We start from the raw sequence: 18,964 nt of genomic DNA, 5'->3' as shown, positions 1-18,964 counted from the left end.
CCCCTGCTCCCCTACTCTCCTCTATGACAGATACTTTTGAAAAAACTAGCTGGAGTTGGCATTTGTCTCAATTCCAACAACAAGCGGGTGAATGGTGGGAATACCAGTTTTACCGCTTTGAACGGGCTTTACCAGAATTGCCTACTGGATGGTCAATTAGCCCAAGGCTAGGTGAATTGCTGAAATTCCTGTTTTGGCTGGTACTGGGATTATTTGTAGCGTGGGTGGGTTGGCGATTATGGCGAGAATTCAGTCCCTATATATATTCTTGGCTAAATAGAAGTGGCAATTTCACTGATTTTCGCGTCAAAACTCGCTCCAATGAGTCATCCATAGCCCTTTTGTTGGAGCGATCACAAGAATTTTACCGTCAAGGTAACTACCGTGAGGCTTGCCGTTGTGTTTATTTAGCGATGTTGCAGCAGTTGGATAAAAATGCGATCGCACCCCACAAACTCAGCCGTACTGATGGAGAATATTTGCAATTGCTGCGATCGTCTGTGACTCCCATACAGCCTTATGAAACTTTAATTACTACTCACGAGCAATTATGTTTTGGTAATGCTGAGATTTTGCCAGACAATTATGAGCAGTGTCGGCAAGCTTATCGAGAAATTTCCCCAGAATGAAAAAGAGACGTTGCATTGCAACGTCTCTACACAAAACAAACAATATTTTATTTGGTGAGAATTGCGATCGCCTTGTCCACAGCTTGCAAGGCAGTATTGACTTCCGCCTCTGTAACAATTAACGGTGGCACAAACCGGACTACTTTTGGCCCCGCTGGTACCAGCAATACACCCTCCTTGATGGCAGCATTGACGACATCGGCTGCGTTTATCTCGATGTCGGCTCGCAACTCCAAACCGTTGATTAAACCCCAACCCCGAACTTCGCCAATGTGCTGAGGATATTTCGCGGCGATCGCTCTTAATCCAGATCGCAACTGTTCGCCCCTGTCTTGGACATTCTGCAAAATATTTTCCCGTTCCAATGTCTGACAAACACTGAGTGCTACACCACACACAAAAGGATTTCCGCCAAAGGTGCTGGCGTGTTCCCCTGGTTGAAAAACATCGCAGAATTTCTTGCTCATCATTGCACCGATGGGGACACCGCCACCTAAGCCTTTAGCACTGGTGAAAATATCCGGTTCAACGCCGAGATGTTCGTAAGCCCATAATTTGCCGCTACGCCCCATACCAACTTGCACTTCGTCGAAAATCAACAAAACGCCAGTTTCATCGCAAATTTGCCGGAGCTTTTTGAAATAGGTAACGTCTCCTGGACGTACACCGCCTTCTCCCTGCAATGGCTCGATCAGAATTGCTGCTACCCGATAATCGCCTTCATCCAACTCGCTAATCGCTACTTCCACAGCGTTAATATCGTTGTAATTTACGTAGTGGAACCCAGGAACCAAAGGATCGAAGTACTTTTGATACTTCGGTTGTGCTGTAGCGGTAATCGTTGCCAAAGTCCTTCCGTGGAAACTGGCATTGGCGGTTAAAATAATCGGTTTTTCAATGTCTAATACTGTGTGAGCGTATTTCCGCGCCAGTTTAATTGCAGCTTCGTTAGCTTCAGCTCCAGAGTTGCAGAAAAATACGCGATCGGCACAGGAACGATCGACAAGCCATTTTGCCAATTCACCTTGCTCGGGAATGTAATACAAATTAGAGACATGGTGCAGCTTTTGGATTTGGCGTGTTACTGCTTCTACCATCGCTGGGTGGGCATGTCCTAAAGTACAAGTAGCAATTCCCGCCACAAAGTCCAGATATTCTCGCCCCTGTGTATCCCAAACCCGACATCCAGCACCCCGTTCTAGGGCTAAGGGAAACCGGGCGTAGGTAGACATGACAGCTTCATTAAAGCTATCTGTATCAAAGGGACTAGATGCTACAGACCCTGAATCTGGGGGGATGGTGGCTTGGTCAACGAGAGTTTGTAGGCTCACTACCGCTCCTCCTGAAAGTTTTTCATTGATATAGTTATTTACTAGTTTCCTAGAAATCCCTAAAAAATACTTTTTATTTAGCACAACTCGTACTTCTTCTTAAATTAACGCTTATATGACCTCAAAGGCCTGGCGGTGGTGAAAAAAATTTTGTACTCAACGCTTGAACAAGAGTATGAGCGACAGGCAATTTCCATAGGCGCAGCCTGTCCAAATCTCTTGGAATTATTTTTCTGTGATTTTCAGTTCATTAATATTCCAAAAAGTCGATCCCAAAGCAGAAAACTTGATGGGATTGACACGTTCGCGCACCGCCTGAAACGAGATTGGGTTTACAAGACAGAATATCGGCAATTACATAACTTGTAGTTTAAATGTACTAAAAAGCACAAATGCGATAAAGTTAGTACAAAACTAGAAAAAGTAGGCTAAAAGTACTATTTTTACGTCATTCTCAACACTTGAGCAAAAATATCAACGTATCCAAAAAGAGTTAATGGCTGGGGCGATCGCTCTTGGCGGTGTTTTCTTCTTTGGCACTTTGTGGTACTGGTTAGTGGAGGGCTGGTCATGGGAAGATGCAGCTTACATGACAGTTATCACTTTAGCGACTGTGGGATACGGAGAGACGCACCCACTCGGTAGTCGAGGACGATTATTTACAATTGCCCTGATTTTGTTGGGTGTAGTCAATATCGGTTACATTGTCAACAGATTTACAGAAGCGATTATTCAAGGCTACTTTCAACAAGGAATTCGGCTACAGCAACAGAGGCGGTTAATGGAATCCCTATCAGAACATTACATCATCTGTGGATTTAGTCGGACTGGTCGCCAAATTGCCAAGGAATTTCGGGCAGAAGAGGCACCTTTTGTGGTGATTGATTCAGAGATTGAATCAGTACAAAGGGCGCAGACTGAAGGTTACACAGCATACCAAGGCGACGCTACATTAGATGACACTCTTTTGAAAGTTGGTATTGAACGGGCGGTTTGTATCGTTGCAGCCCTTCCTTCTGATGCTGAAAATTTATACATCGTACTATCAGCTAAAACACTGAATTCCGGAATTCGGGTGATCGCACGGGCAAGTACAGAAGAAGCTTTGCAGAAGTTACGGCGAGGTGGCGCAGATGAAGTGATATCCCCCTATATTACTGGTGGAAAGCGGATGGCTGCTGCGGCACTCAGACCCCAGGTGTTGGACTTCGTAGATGGGATTTTGACAGGTGCAGACCGTCAATTATATATGGAAGAATTTTTACTCGAACCGTCTTTCTGTCCTTTTGTCGGTCAAACTTTACAAAAAGCGAGATTGCGATCGCAATCTGGGGCATTGGTTCTGGCAATTCGCCGTGTTGATGGGACTTTAATCGGCGGCCCCACTGGCGATACGATTTTAATGCCAGGAGACCGACTAATTGGTATGGGTACAGCAGAGCAGTTGCGTAGCCTGAATCAAATTCTCGGCCCAATGAATTCCAAGAAACTGCGACGACCGAAAAATAGTTGATTTTATTTTATTTAATTACTTTTTTATACTAATTAGATATTGTTTGTATAGTCTAATTGCGTAAACAGATTTAGACTTTCCCAAATCGCCGCTCCCGTTGCTGGTAGGCACACAAGGCACGATGAAATTCGGCACGGTCAAAATCGGGCCAGAGAGCATCTGTAATATAAATTTCTCCATAAGCCATTTGCCAGAGAAGAAAATTTGAGAGGCGCATTTCTCCACTGGTGCGAATTAACAAATCTGGGTCAGTAATTCCAGCTGTGTACAAGTGGCTCTCAAACACCTGTTCATTAATTTCATTGGGTTGTAGCACACCCTGCTGGACTTGCTTTGCGATCGCCTGACAAGCTTGTAAAATCTCTTGCCGTCCGCCATAATTAGTTGCTACCGAAAACCGGATACCACGATTATTCTTAGTTTCTTCCATTGAACGGGAAATTTCTTGTTGGAGCGATCGCGGCAGGTCTTGCAAATTCCCTACAAACTTAATTTGAACATTCTCTTCGACCATTTCCCGCAGTTCTTGGCGCAAAACTCTTTGAAATAGAGTCATCAAAAAATCTACTTCTTCCTGCGGTCTTTTCCAGTTCTCCGTTGAAAAAGCATAAGCTGTGAGCGCCTGAATTCCCCAATCCTGACAACAGCGAAGTAAATCCTTGAGAGCATCTACTCCTCGCTTATGACCCATAATTCGGGGTAGACCCTGACGTTTAGCCCATCGACCATTACCATCCATAATCACCGCAACGTGCTGCGGCAATAATTCTCGTTTTAAATCGGTAGGTAAATCTTGCAGTTTAGTTTGTTGTACTGTCATTTTTTATCTCGAGAAGCGGTCGATGGTAATCTGAGTAAACGTGAAACCAATGCTAGTGTCTTCCCACCTATCCGACGAACAAAACTCAACAGACCAGGAGCAACAGCTTCCCTATCTACGGTTGGAGACAAAAGAGCTTCTAATGACTCTTTCAATTTCCGAATCGTCAGCGGTCTATTTAGGGTTCCCCGTTCCGCTAAGGAAATAGAACCCGTTTCTTCAGAGACAACAACACAAATGCAATTTTCGACCCGCTCAGTAATTCCCATTGCTGCCCGATGGCGTGTTCCCAACTGGCGCGAGGCTGTGCGTCCCGAAAGTGGTAAAATTATACCTGATGACACGATCCGTGAGCCACGAATCAATGTCGCTCCATCGTGTAACAAAGTTTTCGGCTGAAAAATTGTCTGGATCAGTTCTTTAGAAACTTCCGCATTTAGCTTTACTCCTGGCACAGAAAAATCTCGCTCATCAATTGGTCCTGTGGTTTCCACAATTAGTAAAGCTCCAATGCGGTTTTTTGACAATTCTTTAACAGCCTCAACAATTTCATCAATTACACTATCAGATTTGGGGATTGCCAGACGGTCGGGTTGAAACAGCTGGCGGAATTCGCCACGCCCCAATTGTTCCAAAAACCGCCGAAATTCTGACTGTAGAGCAACTGCCATCGCCACAGCACAACCAATCACCAACTTTTCTAGTACAAAACTTAGCAGAGGTAGTCCGAATCTGCCACTTAGTGCTGATGCTAGCATTAAGATAATGAATCCCCGCACCATCCATAGTGTCCGGCGCTCACTAATAATAACTAGTATCATGTACGTCAGCGCCAGCACTAAGACAATATCCAGAGTCCCAAGTAGCAAGGACTGTGACCACCCCAGGTTTGTCAGCCATTGCTTCCACCAATCTCTCATGACATCTGGATTAAACTTTTGCCTCTAATTTACAGTTGCTCATTAGTCATTAGTCATTAGTTATTAGTTTATGACTAATGACTAATGACCAAGGACAAATGACTATTTCTTTAGTCTTTCTGGTAGGCGATCTTGTCGAATTAAATCTTCATAAGTTTCACGTTGCAAAATTAAATTTGCTTCGCCATTCGCCACTACGACTGCTGCCGGTCGAGGCAGGCGGTTGTAGTTAGATGCCATACTGTAATTGTACGCACCAGTTCCCATAACTACGAGAATATCCCCTGGTTCAGTCTTTGGGAGTAGAGCATTTTTAATCAGAATATCTCCTGATTCACAATGTTTACCAGCAATTGTGACTGTTTGGGTTAAAGGTGAAGACATTTTATTGGCAACTACTGCCCGATAAACTGATTGGTAAGTAATCGGGCGGGGATTATCAGACATTCCCCCATCGATCGCTACATAGGTACGAATTTCTGGGATAACTTTGGATGAACCAACAGTATAAGCAGTGACGCAAGCTGTGGCAATTAGCGATCGCCCCGGTTCGCTAAGTAATTTCGGCAAAGGCAGATTTTCGGCTGCACAAGCTGCTTGAATTACTTCACAAATCGCCTTCACCCACTCTTCAATACTAGGGGGATCGTCTGATTCTATGTACTTAATCCCTAAACCGCCACCAACATTTAACTCTGTAATATTTAAACCAAACTTCCCGGCATCCCGCAGCCACTGCACCATAACAGCCGCCAAATCTTGATGGGGTTGGCGCTCAAAAATTTGGGAACCAATATGAGCGTGTACTCCTATGCAATTAAGAACTGGTTGTTGACTGACAAAGGTAAAAACTTCATCTAAATCATTAGGATCAAAGCCAAATTTGCTATCTAAGTGTCCCGTCCGAATATATTCGTGCGTGTGACACTCGATACCGGGAGTAAGCCGTAGCATGATGCGGATTGATTGACCAGGTTGGGCGATTTCCACAAGGGTATGCAACTCATACCAGTTATCCGCCACAACGGTAACACCAGACTCGATCGCTAAAATTAATTCTTCACGAGATTTATTATTTCCATGAAGGTAGATTTTCTGGGGACTAACACCTGCTTGTAAAGCGGTGTAAAGTTCGCCCCCAGAAACTACATCGATTCCTAAACCTTCTGAAGCTGCGATTGCACAAACTGCTAAACAATTCCAAGCTTTCGAGGCGTACAATACTTGAGATTCGCCCTTGTAGTACTGCTTGAAAGTATCTCGATATTGCTGACAAGCCGAACGCAGGGTTTCTTCATCTAAAATATATAAAGGTGAACCAAACTGCTCAACTAGGGTTGTGACATCACACCCACCAATTTCCAAGAGGTCATGATGATGAACTCTGGCAGTCAAGGGTAAAAGTTCTTGATTAGGCGATGGATTTGCACTGGTGTCGTGTCTTTGAGGTAAATATTGACTTCCAGAATGTTGAACCCCAATTGGGTGAGTCGATACCATAACTATAAAAGTTTTCCTTGTTCAAATTACGGGCTTTGAGTTCGTCTCCCGATTCCCAGTGTACAAAGGGTTTGTAACGTTATTCAATAAATGTGATCTCATTAGACTTAGAAATTAAATTACTGACATTAGAAAATCTCAGTGCTATTTTGGAACTCGATCAAGCTTGTTTTGGTGGACTTTGGACTCTGGACGGCTACAAACGAGAATTGGATAGTCCCAACAGCGATATACTCGGTTTATTTTCCCCCTCCTCCAGCACAAGTTTGCTAGGAATGGGTTGCTTTTGGTCAATTTTAGATGAAGCTCACATTACAATTTTGGCGGTTCATCCCGAATATCAGCGTCAAGGAATGGGTGCGGCTTTATTATATTCACTTATTAAGACAGCTTGCGATCGCAAAATGGAGCGAGCTACCCTCGAAGTCCGAGCTTCTAACTTGGCGGCAATATCTTTATATCAAAAATTTGGCTTCAAAACAGCTGGGCGGCGGCGGCGTTACTACCAAGATAACGATGAGGATGCTTTAATCCTTTGGCTCCCAGATTTACAACACCGCAAATTTAAAGCAACTTTAGACCAATGGTATTCCATTGTTAGCGATCGCCTTGAAAAATCCTCTTGGCACTTGCTTTTTAACTAATTCGTAATTAAATACGAATTATACCTTTGCCCCCTCCTCGCTTGTGGTTGGGGTTGGGGGTGGGGTTCTTGTAGCTGACTCAACTGAGAACGCTTACATTTAACTGTTGGGCATTAGTAATTTTGAATTATTGGCGCTTGCGATCAGCTTCAGCAAAAAAATGTAACTTTGCCGCGCCTATTTTTATTCAAATATTTTATGTGAAACCTAACTTGTATAAGCAAAATCTATGTTAATTGTTTCTACTTGATATTAAAAAATATATATGTTAAATATAAATGTTTGGGATTGAGTCAAGAAACCCTTAATCTAAGCAGTGAACTGTTTGTAATAAATCCCAAAAAGGCTGGTGAACTAAAGCTCCTCAGTACACTAGCCAAATAAAAGTAGCGAATAGTTAACAATAAGCCCATCAACTCAAGTCATAGCTTCAGGATGTCTATAATCTGTTATACAGGCATCCAAAAGCTTTGCCTGTGCTAAAATCAGCATACCGGCACGACCGCAGATGATGGGATAAAGCCATGTTTGAGCGCTTCACAGAAAAAGCCATTAAGGTAATCATGCTGGCCCAAGAAGAGGCCCGCCGTTTAGGTCACAACTTTGTCGGAACCGAGCAGATCCTCTTGGGTCTGATTGGCGAAGGCACTGGAGTGGCTGCCAAGGTGCTGAAATCAATGGGCGTCAATCTCAAAGATGCCCGAATTGAAGTTGAAAAAATTATAGGACGGGGATCAGGCTTTGTTGCCGTGGAAATTCCGTTTACGCCACGGGCAAAGCGAGTTTTAGAACTCTCCCTAGAAGAAGCACGCCAACTGGGGCATAACTACATTGGCACCGAGCATCTGCTGTTGGGCCTAATCCGCGAAGGGGAAGGCGTCGCAGCCAGGGTGCTAGAAAACCTCGGTGTGGATCTATCTAAGGTAAGAACCCAAGTCATCCGTATGTTGGGAGAAACTGCCGAAGTTTCCCCAGGCGGTTCATCCGGGCGCACAAAAACCCCGACTCTGGATGAATTTGGCTCAAACCTGACCCAGATGGCAATAGATAATAAGCTCGATCCAGTGGTGGGACGCGCTAAAGAAATTGAGCGAGTGATCCAGATATTGGGTCGCCGAACAAAAAATAACCCAGTACTGATTGGGGAACCAGGGGTTGGTAAAACAGCGATCGCTGAAGGTTTAGCTTCACGCATTGCCACCAAAGATGTCCCTGACATCCTCGAAGATAAACGCGTCGTCACCTTGGATATTGGTTTGCTCGTAGCAGGAACCAAGTACCGGGGTGAATTTGAAGAACGCTTGAAAAAAATCATGGATGAAATCCGCTCTGCGGGTAATGTCATTCTCGTGATTGATGAGGTACACACCTTAATTGGTGCAGGTGCAGCAGAAGGTGCGATTGACGCAGCGAATATCCTGAAGCCAGCTTTGGCTAGGGGTGAGTTGCAGTGCATCGGAGCTACAACCCTAGATGAATACCGGAAGCACATCGAGCGAGATGCAGCGCTAGAGCGACGTTTCCAGCCAGTGATGGTTGGTGAACCTACAGTTGATGAAACAATTGAAATTTTATATGGTTTGCGCGAACGCTACGAGCAACACCACAAACTGAAAATTTCCGACGAAGCATTGGTAGCGGCGGCGAAGTTATCAGACCGTTACATTAGCGATCGCTACCTCCCAGATAAAGCCATCGACTTAGTTGATGAAGCTGGTTCTAGAGTGCGCTTGATTAACTCCCAACTGCCACCCGCAGCCAAAGAGTTAGACAAAGAACTGCGTCAGATATTAAAAGAAAAAGATGACGCGGTGCGTTCTCAAGACTTTGACAAAGCTGGAGAATTGCGCGATCGCGAAATGGAAATCAAAGCCGAAATCCGGGCGATCGCTCAAAGCAAGACCAATGCAACAGGCACAGAAGGTGAAGAACCTGTAGTTACAGAAGAAGACATTGCTCACATTGTCGCTTCTTGGACTGGGGTACCGGTGAACAAACTCACCGAATCTGAATCTGAAAAGCTGCTGCACATGGAAGACACCTTGCACCAGCGTTTAATTGGTCAGGACGAAGCTGTGAGAGCAGTTTCACGAGCAATTCGTCGCGCTCGTGTCGGTTTGAAGAATCCGAATCGACCCATAGCTAGCTTTGTCTTCTCTGGGCCTACTGGTGTAGGTAAAACCGAACTGGCGAAATCCTTAGCTGCTTACTTCTTCGGTTCCGAAGAAGCGATGATCCGCTTAGATATGTCCGAATACATGGAGCGTCACACCGTCAGCAAGCTGATTGGTTCCCCTCCAGGTTATGTTGGTTATAACGAAGGTGGTCAGCTGACTGAAGCCGTGCGGCGGCGTCCTTACACCGTGGTGTTGTTCGACGAAATCGAAAAAGCACACCCCGATGTCTTCAACATGCTGCTGCAAATTTTGGAAGACGGTCGGTTAACTGATGCCAAAGGTCGCACGGTGGACTTCAAGAATACCTTGCTGATTTTAACTTCCAATATTGGTTCTAAGGTAATTGAAAAAGGCGGTAGCGGTATCGGCTTTGAATTCTCTGAAGATGCCAGCGAGTCAACTTACAACCGGATTCGCTCCTTGGTGAACGAAGAACTCAAGCAGTACTTCCGTCCAGAGTTCCTCAACCGACTTGATGAAATTATCGTCTTCCGTCAGTTGAGCAAGCCGGAAGTGACCCAAATCGCCGAAATTATGCTCAAGGAAGTATTTGGTCGTCTGACCGAAAAAGGTATCACCTTAGAAGTCACAGACCGCTTCAAGGATCGTTTGATTCAAGAAGGTTACAGTCCCAGCTACGGCGCAAGGCCATTACGTCGGGCAATTATGCGCTTGTTAGAAGATAGCCTAGCAGAAGAAATTCTGTCTGGTCGCATCAAGGATGGCGATACAGCCCTTGTTGATGTGGATGAAAATGGCGTTGTGCAAGTTAGTTCTCAACAGCGTCGGGAATTGTTACCCCAAGGTGTTGAGTAAGATTTAGAGTTTGGGATTTGAATCTCAAATAAAAAATTAGAAAACGGTAGAGTGTTTATTGCTCTACCGTTTTTTGTTTTCTTTTTTGCCCTTTATGGCTATTCTGTTAGATAATTAATTATTTCCTTAATAAACCACTTTATCGTCTCGTGTATTTTTTGATAATCTTTTCTATCGAAAAATTCTTTAAGTTTATTTTGAGGCTGTGGTCTATGTGGAATAACTTCCACCTTATTTCCTAATTTGTATTGCAATAAACTTAAATTATTGATAATATAATTGACAATATCTTCAACATTATAATTTGTATCTTGTCGTTGCCGTATTCTTTAGCTATGAATTGATCAAGTAGGATTTCTATTTGCAAGTATATCCTTCTATAAAATTCTACAAAATCATCATTAATGATGTCATTAACTGATTGTATATTATACTGTTCAAGTTGTTCTCTGAGTGAATTATTCTCTGGGAGATTGAGCCAAAGATACTGTGAATAATCAATAATAGGTATTTTGTTAGAGTCTATCTTAATTTCTTCCCTGGTTAATTTATCCAGATATAGAGCGATATTTTTTAGATTAAAGTTAATTTGTTCAAGTAAGTTTTGAGCTATTTTATCGATTAATTACCACTCTCAAATAATAACTAACTAATCACTAAAGTTGAAAGTAGCTGATATTGCTTTAAATATTTTTGATAAATAGAATCATCTATTCCCTTGACCATACCGAGAAACTCTATTTTTCCCCTCAATACCTGTCTAAAATTTGGTTTTCCTTTAGTGGATAATCTTGACTTAGACTCATACTTGTCTTGGTAATCTTTTTCCACAGCTTCAAGCCCAAATTTAGCCCAAGCATGAAGCATAGCATTGCGTGAAAATAACTAAATTAGTGGTAGGTTGGGCTGAGTAATAAAAAAACTTAACAAATCCCATTGGTAGCGTTGGATTTTGTCCCTCAGACCAATTTATGTAAACTTTTGTTTTTATCGTAATTATGGAATTTACCTGTTTTCAGCGTAAATTCTAGAAGTACAAAAAACTTAACCCTTAATGATGAGTGGAATTAATCGTCGTGTCACAAGCGCCGACACGGTATAGTTATATTGAGCGTTAAAAGACTAGAGTAATAACATTGAAGTAGCTGGGTGGAACGGGCGATCGCAGATAATTATGTATTAGATATAAAATTAATACAAATCAGAATTAAGGAGTAAGAGCGTGCAAGCCATACTTTTAAGCCGAGAAGAAGTTGCACGACGTGCGAAGGAATTCTACGAAAATAGCATTCGTCAACAAGTAGAGCGAGAAGAAAACATCGGTAAAATGGTGATTATTGATATAGAAACAGGTGAATACGCAGTTGACAAAATAGGTATAGAATCGGCGCGATATTTACGTAATAAAAACCCATTTGCCCGACTTTTTGGTATTCGCATTGGTTACAAAGTCGCTGTTTCCTTCAGTGGTGAGATGGAGCGCGATTATCCTTGATTTCTGGTATTTTTAGCAACGGACGCGCAACCGTTAATATTTTATTTAGACTGCCCAATCAACCAGACTTTACTATTGAATTTGTTATCGATACAGGTTTTACAGAGTTTCTTTCCTTACCTCCAGCAGCAGTTACTCTATTGGGTTTTCCTTTTGTGTATGATATATATGCAAATTTAGCTGACAATAGTAATGTAATCTTGCCAGTACATCAAGCTATCATTATTTGGAATGGAGAAGAACGGGAAGTAAATGTACTTGCTACAGGACGGCTACCTCTATTAGGTACAGCTTTACTTGATGAACATGAACTTGTCATACAGTTTATCGAGGGTGGACTTGGTAAGAATTGAAGAGTTTTAGCTTTCCCGATCCAGTTTTGATAGTTATTTAGAAGTTATGAAATTGAATTGGGGGATTTATCTAGATGAAGTGAGGCGATTAAAGTTGCATTGGTGTTTAATTGTAAAAATCGCTTAATTCATCAGATAAAAACAGAAAATTTCTGTTATTTTACCTTTTTTAATAGTAAAATTTAAACCACCAGGGCTGGGTTCTTCAACTATGTAATTTAAATTGGTAACTTTACCATCTTGAGATATTTCAGTTTTTCCATAGGTTCTAATCACTTTTGATTGTCTGTCACCTACTTTTAGTCGATCTATGGTGGAATATTTAGAACTAGTTGCTTTGATTTGATAAACAGTAAAATTACCTGGTTTAGCACCTTCATCTAAATCAACTGTGATGCCAGCATATTTTAGAGTACGAACTTTACCAATAGCAGGTATAAAGCCATTTTCTCCTTTTACAGGTTTACCTAAAATTTTTCTGACTTGTGCCTCGGACATAGAAAGTTTCACTCCACCTATTCCTAGACGTTCAATAGTTATTCCTGTTGATTGATTATTAGTATTCTGAGAAATTTGATAGTTAGTAGTGGTAGCAGTTACTTCATTATGGGTGTAACTAGTCAAGGGAATAACAAAAGTAGCGATGCCTACGGCGGGCTGCGCCAACGCCAACGAAATTTCTCTTAACATAATTGCATACTCGACTATTTTATAGTTACCAAGCTATAACCCCAGCCTGTGTATCAGTTTTATCACATGCTTTCTAGTGTGTCTTTATCTTCAATCAATAGATTGATTCTGGATCAGACCTGAAGTCCCTTTAAAATGGAAGAATATAAAGAATTATTGGAATCAATCGTCATGACGTGATTGTGGCGAAGTGGACAATTGACAATATCACTGCATGATTGACGCTGGCATTTTGAGCGATCGCAAAGTAGAACTACTCAAAGTAGAAATTGTCGAAATGTCGTCGGAAGGAGAGCCTCACGCTTATAGTAGTGGTGAAGCTGGTGACTATCTAGTAAAGTTATTGGCTGGACGCGTCAAAATTCGTCATGCTAAACCAATTACTCACATTTAATTTCGCTAGATATTTAATAACCTTTCTCAAGCTATTTTATGCAGAGACACGATTTTAACCGCATCTCTACAATGTCTTTTCATGAGTTTTATTCTGCGTTCACAAATTCCAAATAGCCACTGCTAAGTTCTTTCACGGCCAAGTCATAAAATTGCTTACCATGTTCAGGCGTTGCTAAAGCTGGATTTGATCCCATACGTCCATCTGGATAACGCACTCGAAAATCAGCAGCGCTATAAATTCGATGTCCGCTTGCAACTTCTGGCGAAAGATATGCTTGCTTAATCGCATTTGGATAAACGTACTGGGTGAGGGCTACTTCACTTGGTGTTGCATGAGAACCTTCTTGATCCCCATATAATTCTTTAGCTAGCTTATATACAGAACCGCACATAAACCAGTTTGCCACTTGACATTGCACCTGTTGAGCATTAGCAATCTGTAAATCTTCTAAATGCGCGTAAGTTTCGGAGAAAGCAGCTTTCAGGGTGGCAATATTACCGCCGTGTCCGTTAATAAAGTAGAACTTGCTAAAACCAGCTTTGGCTAAACAAGTTACATAATCTCGCACTACTTGAATTAAAGTGCTGGGACGCAGACTGATTGAGCCAGGAAAAGCAGTATGGTGCAATGCCATCCCTACATTGATTGTAGGGCCAACGATCGCTTGGGTTGCATCACCCACACCAGCTGCGATCGCTTCTGCACAAATAGCATCAGTACCAATTAACCCCGTTGGCCCATGTTGTTCTGTGGAACCAATAGGGAAAATAATCCCCTTTGACTGCTGTAAATAAGCTTCGACTTCTTGCCAAGTACTTAAATGCAGTAACATTTAATGATTTTCCTCAATAAAATTGCGGTGGAATGAAACCTTTTGCTGCTAAACAGCATCTTCTGTAACTCAACTCCCACTAACACGATTATGAACTCTCTGGATTTTCTGTGCTAGCGATCGCACAAAATCCCCGACAACTTTTGCCAAGTCGGGGATTCTTTATTTACTGCCAAATTTGGAGAGAATTGGACGATCTATTTCTACGAATATTGTTTAAATAATGGAGTAGCAACGAGTTTTGACAGAGATAGATATAAACAATTTGCCGATTCTGCCATTTTCTCCTACGATACTCGTCGGTAAGCTTCCATAATAGAAATCAAAATTGATTTATGAAATGTTGCTTTTCTGGATAATCAAGAAAAAAAGTCGCTCAATTTTGATTTTTGACTACTCGAAGTAATAATGCTTTTTTACATCCCTTGTAATTTCCCATGTACAGGACATACCAGCGGGAAAAATCACTAAATCGCCTTTACCCATTTACACTGGTTCTCCCCCATCAGGAGTAACAAGTACGTCACCTTCCAAAAAATAGCAAGTTTCTTGAGAATGATAAGCCCAAGGGAATTTTGAAACTTCCTTTTTCCAAATTTCCCATTTAAATACACCTAATTCATTGAGATATTCAAGTCTTAAGTTGCTGCTCAATTTTAATTTCCATATTGGTTATTTCTCGTTATATTCAGCAGTAAGATTGAATATCCTCTCCACACTGATCTACTAAATAACACAAAGCGCGAAAACGCAAGTAGACAAGTTCGTTATAAAGTGGATTCAGTTTGCACATTGGCGGAATGTGTCCTATTTTGCGACCAAAAAGCATGACATCACGCTCGAATGGACACTGCGCGGGAATTAGTTTAGCAATAAATTTAGCTAATTTCCGATTCTGAATCTCAATTTTGTCAAGCCATTGACGTAATGGTTGCAGTAAATCTAATTTTGGTTGAGCAAATTGCTTTTTACTACCTGTTTGATTCTTTTCTTCTAAAGGTTTAATAAAAGCAGACAGAAAAATACGTTGATTCTGTGTTTTAAGCATAGTTTTAGGCAAGGTTTTCCTTGTGAATATGAACTATTTGCCGATTGAGAATATCACCATGTAATATGTTTAGTCAATTTGCACTGTGCTTGTAGATTAAGAAGCAAAGTGAGGATAATGCAAACAATTTACATGCATCTTTGGGAAGAGAAATGGTTTAACTAATTGTTATTTAAGCCCACCAAATCATGAAGAACTGTCCCGTTAAATACAAAATAACAAAGAAAATATAAAAATGGCATTTCTTTAACTTATGGATTTCTAATCTTAAAAATAGCAATTTTATATATTAAATATAAATGCCTGGTTCGGAAACTGACTAGTATCTAAAGATGTAGTTTATGGCACACAAACACAGTTTTGTTCTGACCCCACATACATTTCGCCAGGATTAGCCCCTAATATCTTTCGATTTTAGGGTATTGAATATCCCTTATTTTGTCTGATATGCTACACAAGCTAACCTAAATATTATCTAATAAGTAGCAATAAATCGATTGATAAGCCAAAACTAATACAAGCATTTATACAAGAGTAAGGGGCACTTGTACTGAATAATTCTCCAGTTTTTATAATCAGCTTTGTCCAACTACTCACTGTGAGATTTTGCCGTTAGCACAGCCTTTGTAGAAAAGTATTGGTTATTCTCCTCAGTCCTCACTCCCTGATGATGAAAAACTTAATTATTTAAAATATCTTAACCTAGTATTAACCTGATATTTGCTTATATATTCTACATTCTGTTGCTCTAATTTTGTCAGCAATTTAGCTGGAAATGTCTTTGGTGAATATATAGGACGATACCAAGGTTGGTTATGAAAGTAATTTTGCAATTCATTATTATCAAAACGGCGGCCATGACTGGCAAAAATCGAATTTCGCATAATATCTAGTTCAAAACCGCTTTTACCATCCAAATCTGCATCAGTTACAAGTCTTTGAGAAAGCCAGGAATAATTGTTGAGAGTCGTGATATCAACTGGTGGTATTGATGTAGTTGAGGAAGATGATTGAGTTGGAACAGATGGGGTGGTTGGCGTCAATGTGGGAGTTCCTATCACTGGACTTGTAACATTTGACGGTGTTTCTGAAGGTAATACCGTTTTGTCTGCTGTAGATTGAGAAGATTTGGATAACACTTGACTAATAATCACAGATGCACCAATTAAGCCACCTGCAATCAAACTGCTCATGAGTATATTATTCTGACTATGACTACTTTGAGGGCTAGACTGTGGTTTGACAGGTGCTGTCTGAGGTGGTGGTGCAGAGACTACAGTTGGTTGAGTCAACAGGGGTTGCGTCGGTGGAATTGGATTTGCTATGCTCTGCAAAGAATCCAGCATTGCTCTAGCTGTGGGGTAGCGATCGCGCGGATGATATGCGATCGCTCGATCGATTACTCTTGCCATAATTGGGCTAACATGACTCGCATATTGCCGCCAAACAATTTCACCCGTTTGAGAATCGGTTTCTAGTTGTTGCGCCTGTTTACCAGTGAGCAAATAAATTACCGTCATTCCTAAACTGTATAAATCACTAGAATACACAGGTCTACCTGCGGCTTGTTCGCTCGGCATATAGCCAGGTGTACCAATCACAATCGAACTGGTAGGATTACCTTGAGAATTTACTACTGTTCCCATTGACTCCCGCACAGCACCAAAATCAATCAGCACTGGTTTAGCATCCCGATGACGCACAATAATGTTATCTGGCTTAATATCGCGGTGAACGATATGTTTAGAATGAACGTAATCCAGGACAGGTAATAAATTCATAAACAATTCCTGGACAGCGCCTTCACTAAATAGCCCCTGCTTCTGAACTTTTCCAGTTAAGGTATCGCCTTCAACCCATTCTTGAACTAAGTAAAATTGTCCACCTGAAGAGAAGTAGGCATATAATGCCGGAATTTGGTCATTTGTGCCACCGAGTTCTTCTAAAATAGCTGCTTCGCGTTGAAACCTCTCTTGTACTAACTGGTAAATTTGGGGATTGTTGTGAATCGGTCTTAGCTGTTTAACCACACAATGGCGCTTTGAAGGCATATAGGTATCTTCAGCTAGATAGGTTTCACCAAACCCACCAGCACCCAGTGTGCGGATAACTTGATAGCGATCGTTCAGCAGCTGTATTGTCATGGGAGATTACAAACAATATTCATAAGATAGTTTTCCCCAAAACTACCTTCATTTCAAATCTAGTAAACCTTCTTCTTTCAATTTAGGATTGAAGCGAATTTGCATTTGCAAACCGCGCACTTCTAGTAATTGAGTTGAAATTTCTGCTTCTACTCTCCGTGCCACGTTTTTAATAATTTTTATTTGTGCTAATTCATCATTAGCTGGATGTTGATATTTCGCCTGTTCTTCAGGTGTCATTACGACTTTGACATCAATGGGATGAGTCCATTTTTCCTTTTGATCCCCATTTCCCCAAGGGACACTGCCATTTTCAGCAATCCAAGCATTTTCAGTATTTTCTAAAATTGTGCGACTAGGGCGTTCAATAGTTTGAACTTTGACCCAATAGCATTGCTGTGGCTGACGGACTAAATGTTGTTTGAGGCTGAGATAAACATCACGAGAATATCCTACAAATTGCAGCACTTTTTCTTGGTCAAAGATAGCATATACCCCGATTTTACCTTGAAATTGTTCGGGTAATTGGCCGCGATCGTCTATATAAGGAATATATTCCAGAGTTGCCAAAGAAGAAAGATTTGTTTCAAGAGCCATACATCAAATATTAAACTTACTATTTACCTTCAGAATTGAAAATTAATAATTAGGAAAAAGCAATCTTTAAAATTACTCGTTATCTCCTTTTTGATAAATTGCACAAAGCCGACTGGGTTTAAAAATCTTAGCATTAAACATGAAATTAGGTGGAACGTTAATGATGGCATATTCATCAGATTCATGATACTTTTCAAATTCTGCTGGCATTCCTTTAGTGGTTGTTAAGCTGTAGGGAACTGGCTGGAAAAGTAATTCTGTAAATTTAAGTTGCTTACACCCCAACTGTTGACAAATTTGGTTTAAAAAAGCAACGCTTGTCAATAAATTGAATAGAGTTTCTTGAGCTTGTGCTTCTAGAGTAAAGCTGCCATCAAAGTTCTGAACGATTCTAAGGGGCATTTTTCGTATTAATAGCTAGTTGTTAACGACTAAATGATGATATTAAAACAGGCAATAGATTACACATATTTGTCTAAATACACTGGACAACAAAGCCTAGCTTTTCGTGCAGATGAGCTTGGTTCAAAATCAACCACTTTAAGATCAGCCTATTGGATTATGAGACTTCTGTCAGCTACACGATGAAGCTGGTATGGTTAAGAATCGTGAAGTTTAGCAGTTTTCAGCAATAGTTAACTTTTCTTTAATGCTGTACTGAAACAACAAACCTAAAAGCCTAATTCTCTTAAAAATAATTCAGTTTGGCTGTCAACAAAACCATCTCGGCACTCTCTGGTCATGCAATTGTTATATCTAAATTTCTTCTAAGAAGTTAAAAGCCTTATCTAGTCTAGTTTTTATGAAAATATCTCAATTTTGGAATCAACCTGCCCGTGACTGACACAGTTAAAACTTGACAATTTTCAAGATAAACAAAAACCTCCAAGCTGAAATTACAGTTTGGAGGTTTTTGTTTTGTATTATAAAACCTGGCATCGAGCTATTTTTGCGTAGGGCAACCCCTAAACTATCGTTGCCGCAGCAGCGTTTCACCTCTGAGTTCGGGAAGGGTTCAGTGTGGTTCCACCGCGCAATAGACACCAGGAAAAATTGTT

The 18,964-nt window shown here is 41.2% G+C and carries 17 protein-coding genes, 1 rRNA gene and 2 pseudogenes; 7 read left to right on the top strand and 13 right to left on the bottom strand.

Translation table 11 applies throughout. The annotated features are described in order from the left end of the window. Positions 1–23: 23 nt before the first annotated feature. Entirely contained in the window at positions 24–629 is a 606-nt protein-coding gene (locus AC1F2U_RS33195; protein WP_480265007.1) for a DUF4129 domain-containing protein, read from the top strand. 47 nt (positions 630–676) lie between these two features. Here the strand turns inward: AC1F2U_RS33195 and AC1F2U_RS33190 are convergent, their stop codons facing one another. Beyond that, positions 677–1,960, bottom strand: coding sequence for an acetylornithine/succinylornithine family transaminase (locus AC1F2U_RS33190; RefSeq protein ID WP_480265006.1), 1,284 nt, complete (start codon positions 1,958–1,960; stop codon positions 677–679). A gap of 496 nt (positions 1,961–2,456) precedes the next feature. Between AC1F2U_RS33190 and AC1F2U_RS33185 the strand changes: the two genes are divergently transcribed. Next, positions 2,457–3,473: a potassium channel family protein gene (locus AC1F2U_RS33185; protein ID WP_480265005.1), complete on the top strand. Its 1,017-nt coding sequence runs from the start codon at positions 2,457–2,459 to the stop codon at positions 3,471–3,473. 70 nt (positions 3,474–3,543) lie between these two features. Here AC1F2U_RS33185 and AC1F2U_RS33180 read toward each other — a convergent pair whose 3' ends face one another. The 3 genes from AC1F2U_RS33180 to lysA all read right to left on the bottom strand — a co-directional run bounded on the left by AC1F2U_RS33180 (position 3,544) and on the right by lysA (position 6,713). After that, entirely contained in the window at positions 3,544–4,293 is a 750-nt protein-coding gene (locus tag AC1F2U_RS33180) for an isoprenyl transferase (RefSeq protein ID WP_480265004.1), read from the bottom strand. Further along, the gene (gene cdaA, locus AC1F2U_RS33175) at positions 4,290–5,213 is read right to left on the bottom strand and encodes a diadenylate cyclase CdaA (protein ID WP_292782377.1); all 924 of its coding nucleotides are present in this window, start codon (positions 5,211–5,213) and stop codon (positions 4,290–4,292) included. Before cdaA ends, AC1F2U_RS33180 begins: the two co-directional genes overlap by 4 nt. Before the next feature lie 102 nt (positions 5,214–5,315). Next, positions 5,316–6,713: a diaminopimelate decarboxylase gene (gene lysA, locus AC1F2U_RS33170; protein ID WP_480265003.1), complete on the bottom strand. Its 1,398-nt coding sequence runs from the start codon at positions 6,711–6,713 to the stop codon at positions 5,316–5,318. Positions 6,714–6,805: 92 nt separating this feature from the next. Between lysA and rimI the strand changes: the two genes are divergently transcribed. Both rimI and AC1F2U_RS33160 read left to right on the top strand, forming a co-directional pair. Beyond that, the gene (rimI, locus tag AC1F2U_RS33165) at positions 6,806–7,357 is read left to right on the top strand and encodes a ribosomal protein S18-alanine N-acetyltransferase (protein WP_480265002.1); all 552 of its coding nucleotides are present in this window, start codon (positions 6,806–6,808) and stop codon (positions 7,355–7,357) included. 524 nt (positions 7,358–7,881) lie between these two features. Next, on the top strand, positions 7,882–10,350 hold the full coding sequence (locus AC1F2U_RS33160) for an ATP-dependent Clp protease ATP-binding subunit (RefSeq protein ID WP_012412218.1): 2,469 nt from the start codon (positions 7,882–7,884) through the stop codon (positions 10,348–10,350). A 645-nt stretch (positions 10,351–10,995) separates the two neighbouring features. Here AC1F2U_RS33160 and AC1F2U_RS33155 read toward each other — a convergent pair. Next, positions 10,996–11,217, bottom strand: a complete 222-nt coding sequence (locus AC1F2U_RS33155; protein WP_480265001.1) for a hypothetical protein — start codon at positions 11,215–11,217, stop codon at positions 10,996–10,998. A 355-nt stretch (positions 11,218–11,572) separates the two neighbouring features. On the opposite strand from AC1F2U_RS33155, the gene AC1F2U_RS33150 reads away from it, so the two are divergent. Both AC1F2U_RS33150 and AC1F2U_RS33145 read left to right on the top strand, forming a co-directional pair. After that, the gene (locus AC1F2U_RS33150; RefSeq protein ID WP_480265000.1) at positions 11,573–11,845 is read left to right on the top strand and encodes a hypothetical protein; all 273 of its coding nucleotides are present in this window, start codon (positions 11,573–11,575) and stop codon (positions 11,843–11,845) included. Continuing rightward, entirely contained in the window at positions 11,842–12,198 is a 357-nt protein-coding gene (locus tag AC1F2U_RS33145; protein WP_480264999.1) for a clan AA aspartic protease, read from the top strand. The genes AC1F2U_RS33150 and AC1F2U_RS33145 overlap by 4 nt, the downstream gene beginning before the upstream one ends. Positions 12,199–12,321: 123 nt before the next feature. On the opposite strand, the gene AC1F2U_RS33140 is transcribed toward AC1F2U_RS33145, so the two are convergent. Beyond that, positions 12,322–12,888, bottom strand: a complete 567-nt coding sequence (locus AC1F2U_RS33140) for a hypothetical protein (RefSeq protein WP_480264998.1) — start codon at positions 12,886–12,888, stop codon at positions 12,322–12,324. A gap of 161 nt (positions 12,889–13,049) precedes the next feature. Between AC1F2U_RS33140 and AC1F2U_RS33135 the strand changes: the two are divergent. Beyond that, positions 13,050–13,273 (top strand): annotated as a pseudogene (locus AC1F2U_RS33135) (Uma2 family endonuclease); the annotation flags it as partial. 97 nt (positions 13,274–13,370) lie between these two features. On the opposite strand, the gene AC1F2U_RS33130 reads toward AC1F2U_RS33135, so the two are convergent. The 7 genes and pseudogenes from AC1F2U_RS33130 to rrf form a co-directional block, all read right to left on the bottom strand. Then, entirely contained in the window at positions 13,371–14,117 is a 747-nt protein-coding gene (locus AC1F2U_RS33130) for a creatininase family protein (protein WP_480264997.1), read from the bottom strand. A gap of 393 nt (positions 14,118–14,510) precedes the next feature. Further along, positions 14,511–14,784, bottom strand: a pseudogene (locus AC1F2U_RS33125) (cupin domain-containing protein). Positions 14,785–14,805: 21 nt separating this feature from the next. Continuing rightward, positions 14,806–15,165: a Mo-dependent nitrogenase C-terminal domain-containing protein gene (locus AC1F2U_RS33120; RefSeq protein WP_480264996.1), complete on the bottom strand. Its 360-nt coding sequence runs from the start codon at positions 15,163–15,165 to the stop codon at positions 14,806–14,808. A 683-nt stretch (positions 15,166–15,848) separates the two neighbouring features. Continuing rightward, positions 15,849–17,309, bottom strand: coding sequence for a protein kinase domain-containing protein (locus AC1F2U_RS33115; RefSeq protein WP_480264995.1), 1,461 nt, complete (start codon positions 17,307–17,309; stop codon positions 15,849–15,851). A gap of 48 nt (positions 17,310–17,357) precedes the next feature. After that, on the bottom strand, positions 17,358–17,906 hold the full coding sequence (locus AC1F2U_RS33110; protein ID WP_480264994.1) for a GIY-YIG nuclease family protein: 549 nt from the start codon (positions 17,904–17,906) through the stop codon (positions 17,358–17,360). Positions 17,907–17,978: 72 nt separating this feature from the next. Continuing rightward, positions 17,979–18,308, bottom strand: coding sequence for a hypothetical protein (locus AC1F2U_RS33105; RefSeq protein WP_480264993.1), 330 nt, complete (start codon positions 18,306–18,308; stop codon positions 17,979–17,981). A gap of 528 nt (positions 18,309–18,836) precedes the next feature. After that, a 5S ribosomal RNA gene (rrf, locus tag AC1F2U_RS33100) occupies positions 18,837–18,954 on the bottom strand. Positions 18,955–18,964 lie beyond the last annotated feature (10 nt).

Source organism: Nostoc sp. LEGE 12454 (assembly GCF_056620565.1).
This window is presented reverse-complemented; position numbering and strand designations above follow the sequence as displayed.

What these genes read in the sequence shown, in the direction of transcription:
- AC1F2U_RS33195 (WP_480265007.1), top strand. Translation starts at nt 24, where the DNA reads ATGACAGATACTTTTGAAAAAACTAGCTGGAGTTGGCATTTGTCTCAA.
- AC1F2U_RS33185 (WP_480265005.1), top strand. Translation starts at nt 2,457, where the DNA reads ATGGCTGGGGCGATCGCTCTTGGCGGTGTTTTCTTCTTTGGCACTTTG.
- AC1F2U_RS33180 (WP_480265004.1), bottom strand. Translation starts at nt 4,293, where the DNA reads ATGACAGTACAACAAACTAAACTGCAAGATTTACCTACCGATTTAAAA.
- cdaA (WP_292782377.1), bottom strand. Translation starts at nt 5,213, where the DNA reads ATGAGAGATTGGTGGAAGCAATGGCTGACAAACCTGGGGTGGTCACAG.
- lysA (WP_480265003.1), bottom strand. Translation starts at nt 6,713, where the DNA reads ATGGTATCGACTCACCCAATTGGGGTTCAACATTCTGGAAGTCAATAT.
- AC1F2U_RS33160 (WP_012412218.1), top strand. Translation starts at nt 7,882, where the DNA reads ATGTTTGAGCGCTTCACAGAAAAAGCCATTAAGGTAATCATGCTGGCC.
- AC1F2U_RS33155 (WP_480265001.1), bottom strand. Translation starts at nt 11,217, where the DNA reads ATGCTTCATGCTTGGGCTAAATTTGGGCTTGAAGCTGTGGAAAAAGAT.
- AC1F2U_RS33140 (WP_480264998.1), bottom strand. Translation starts at nt 12,888, where the DNA reads ATGTTAAGAGAAATTTCGTTGGCGTTGGCGCAGCCCGCCGTAGGCATC.
- AC1F2U_RS33130 (WP_480264997.1), bottom strand. Translation starts at nt 14,117, where the DNA reads ATGTTACTGCATTTAAGTACTTGGCAAGAAGTCGAAGCTTATTTACAG.
- AC1F2U_RS33120 (WP_480264996.1), bottom strand. Translation starts at nt 15,165, where the DNA reads ATGCTTAAAACACAGAATCAACGTATTTTTCTGTCTGCTTTTATTAAA.
- AC1F2U_RS33115 (WP_480264995.1), bottom strand. Translation starts at nt 17,309, where the DNA reads ATGACAATACAGCTGCTGAACGATCGCTATCAAGTTATCCGCACACTG.
- AC1F2U_RS33110 (WP_480264994.1), bottom strand. Translation starts at nt 17,906, where the DNA reads ATGGCTCTTGAAACAAATCTTTCTTCTTTGGCAACTCTGGAATATATT.
- AC1F2U_RS33105 (WP_480264993.1), bottom strand. Translation starts at nt 18,308, where the DNA reads ATGCCCCTTAGAATCGTTCAGAACTTTGATGGCAGCTTTACTCTAGAA.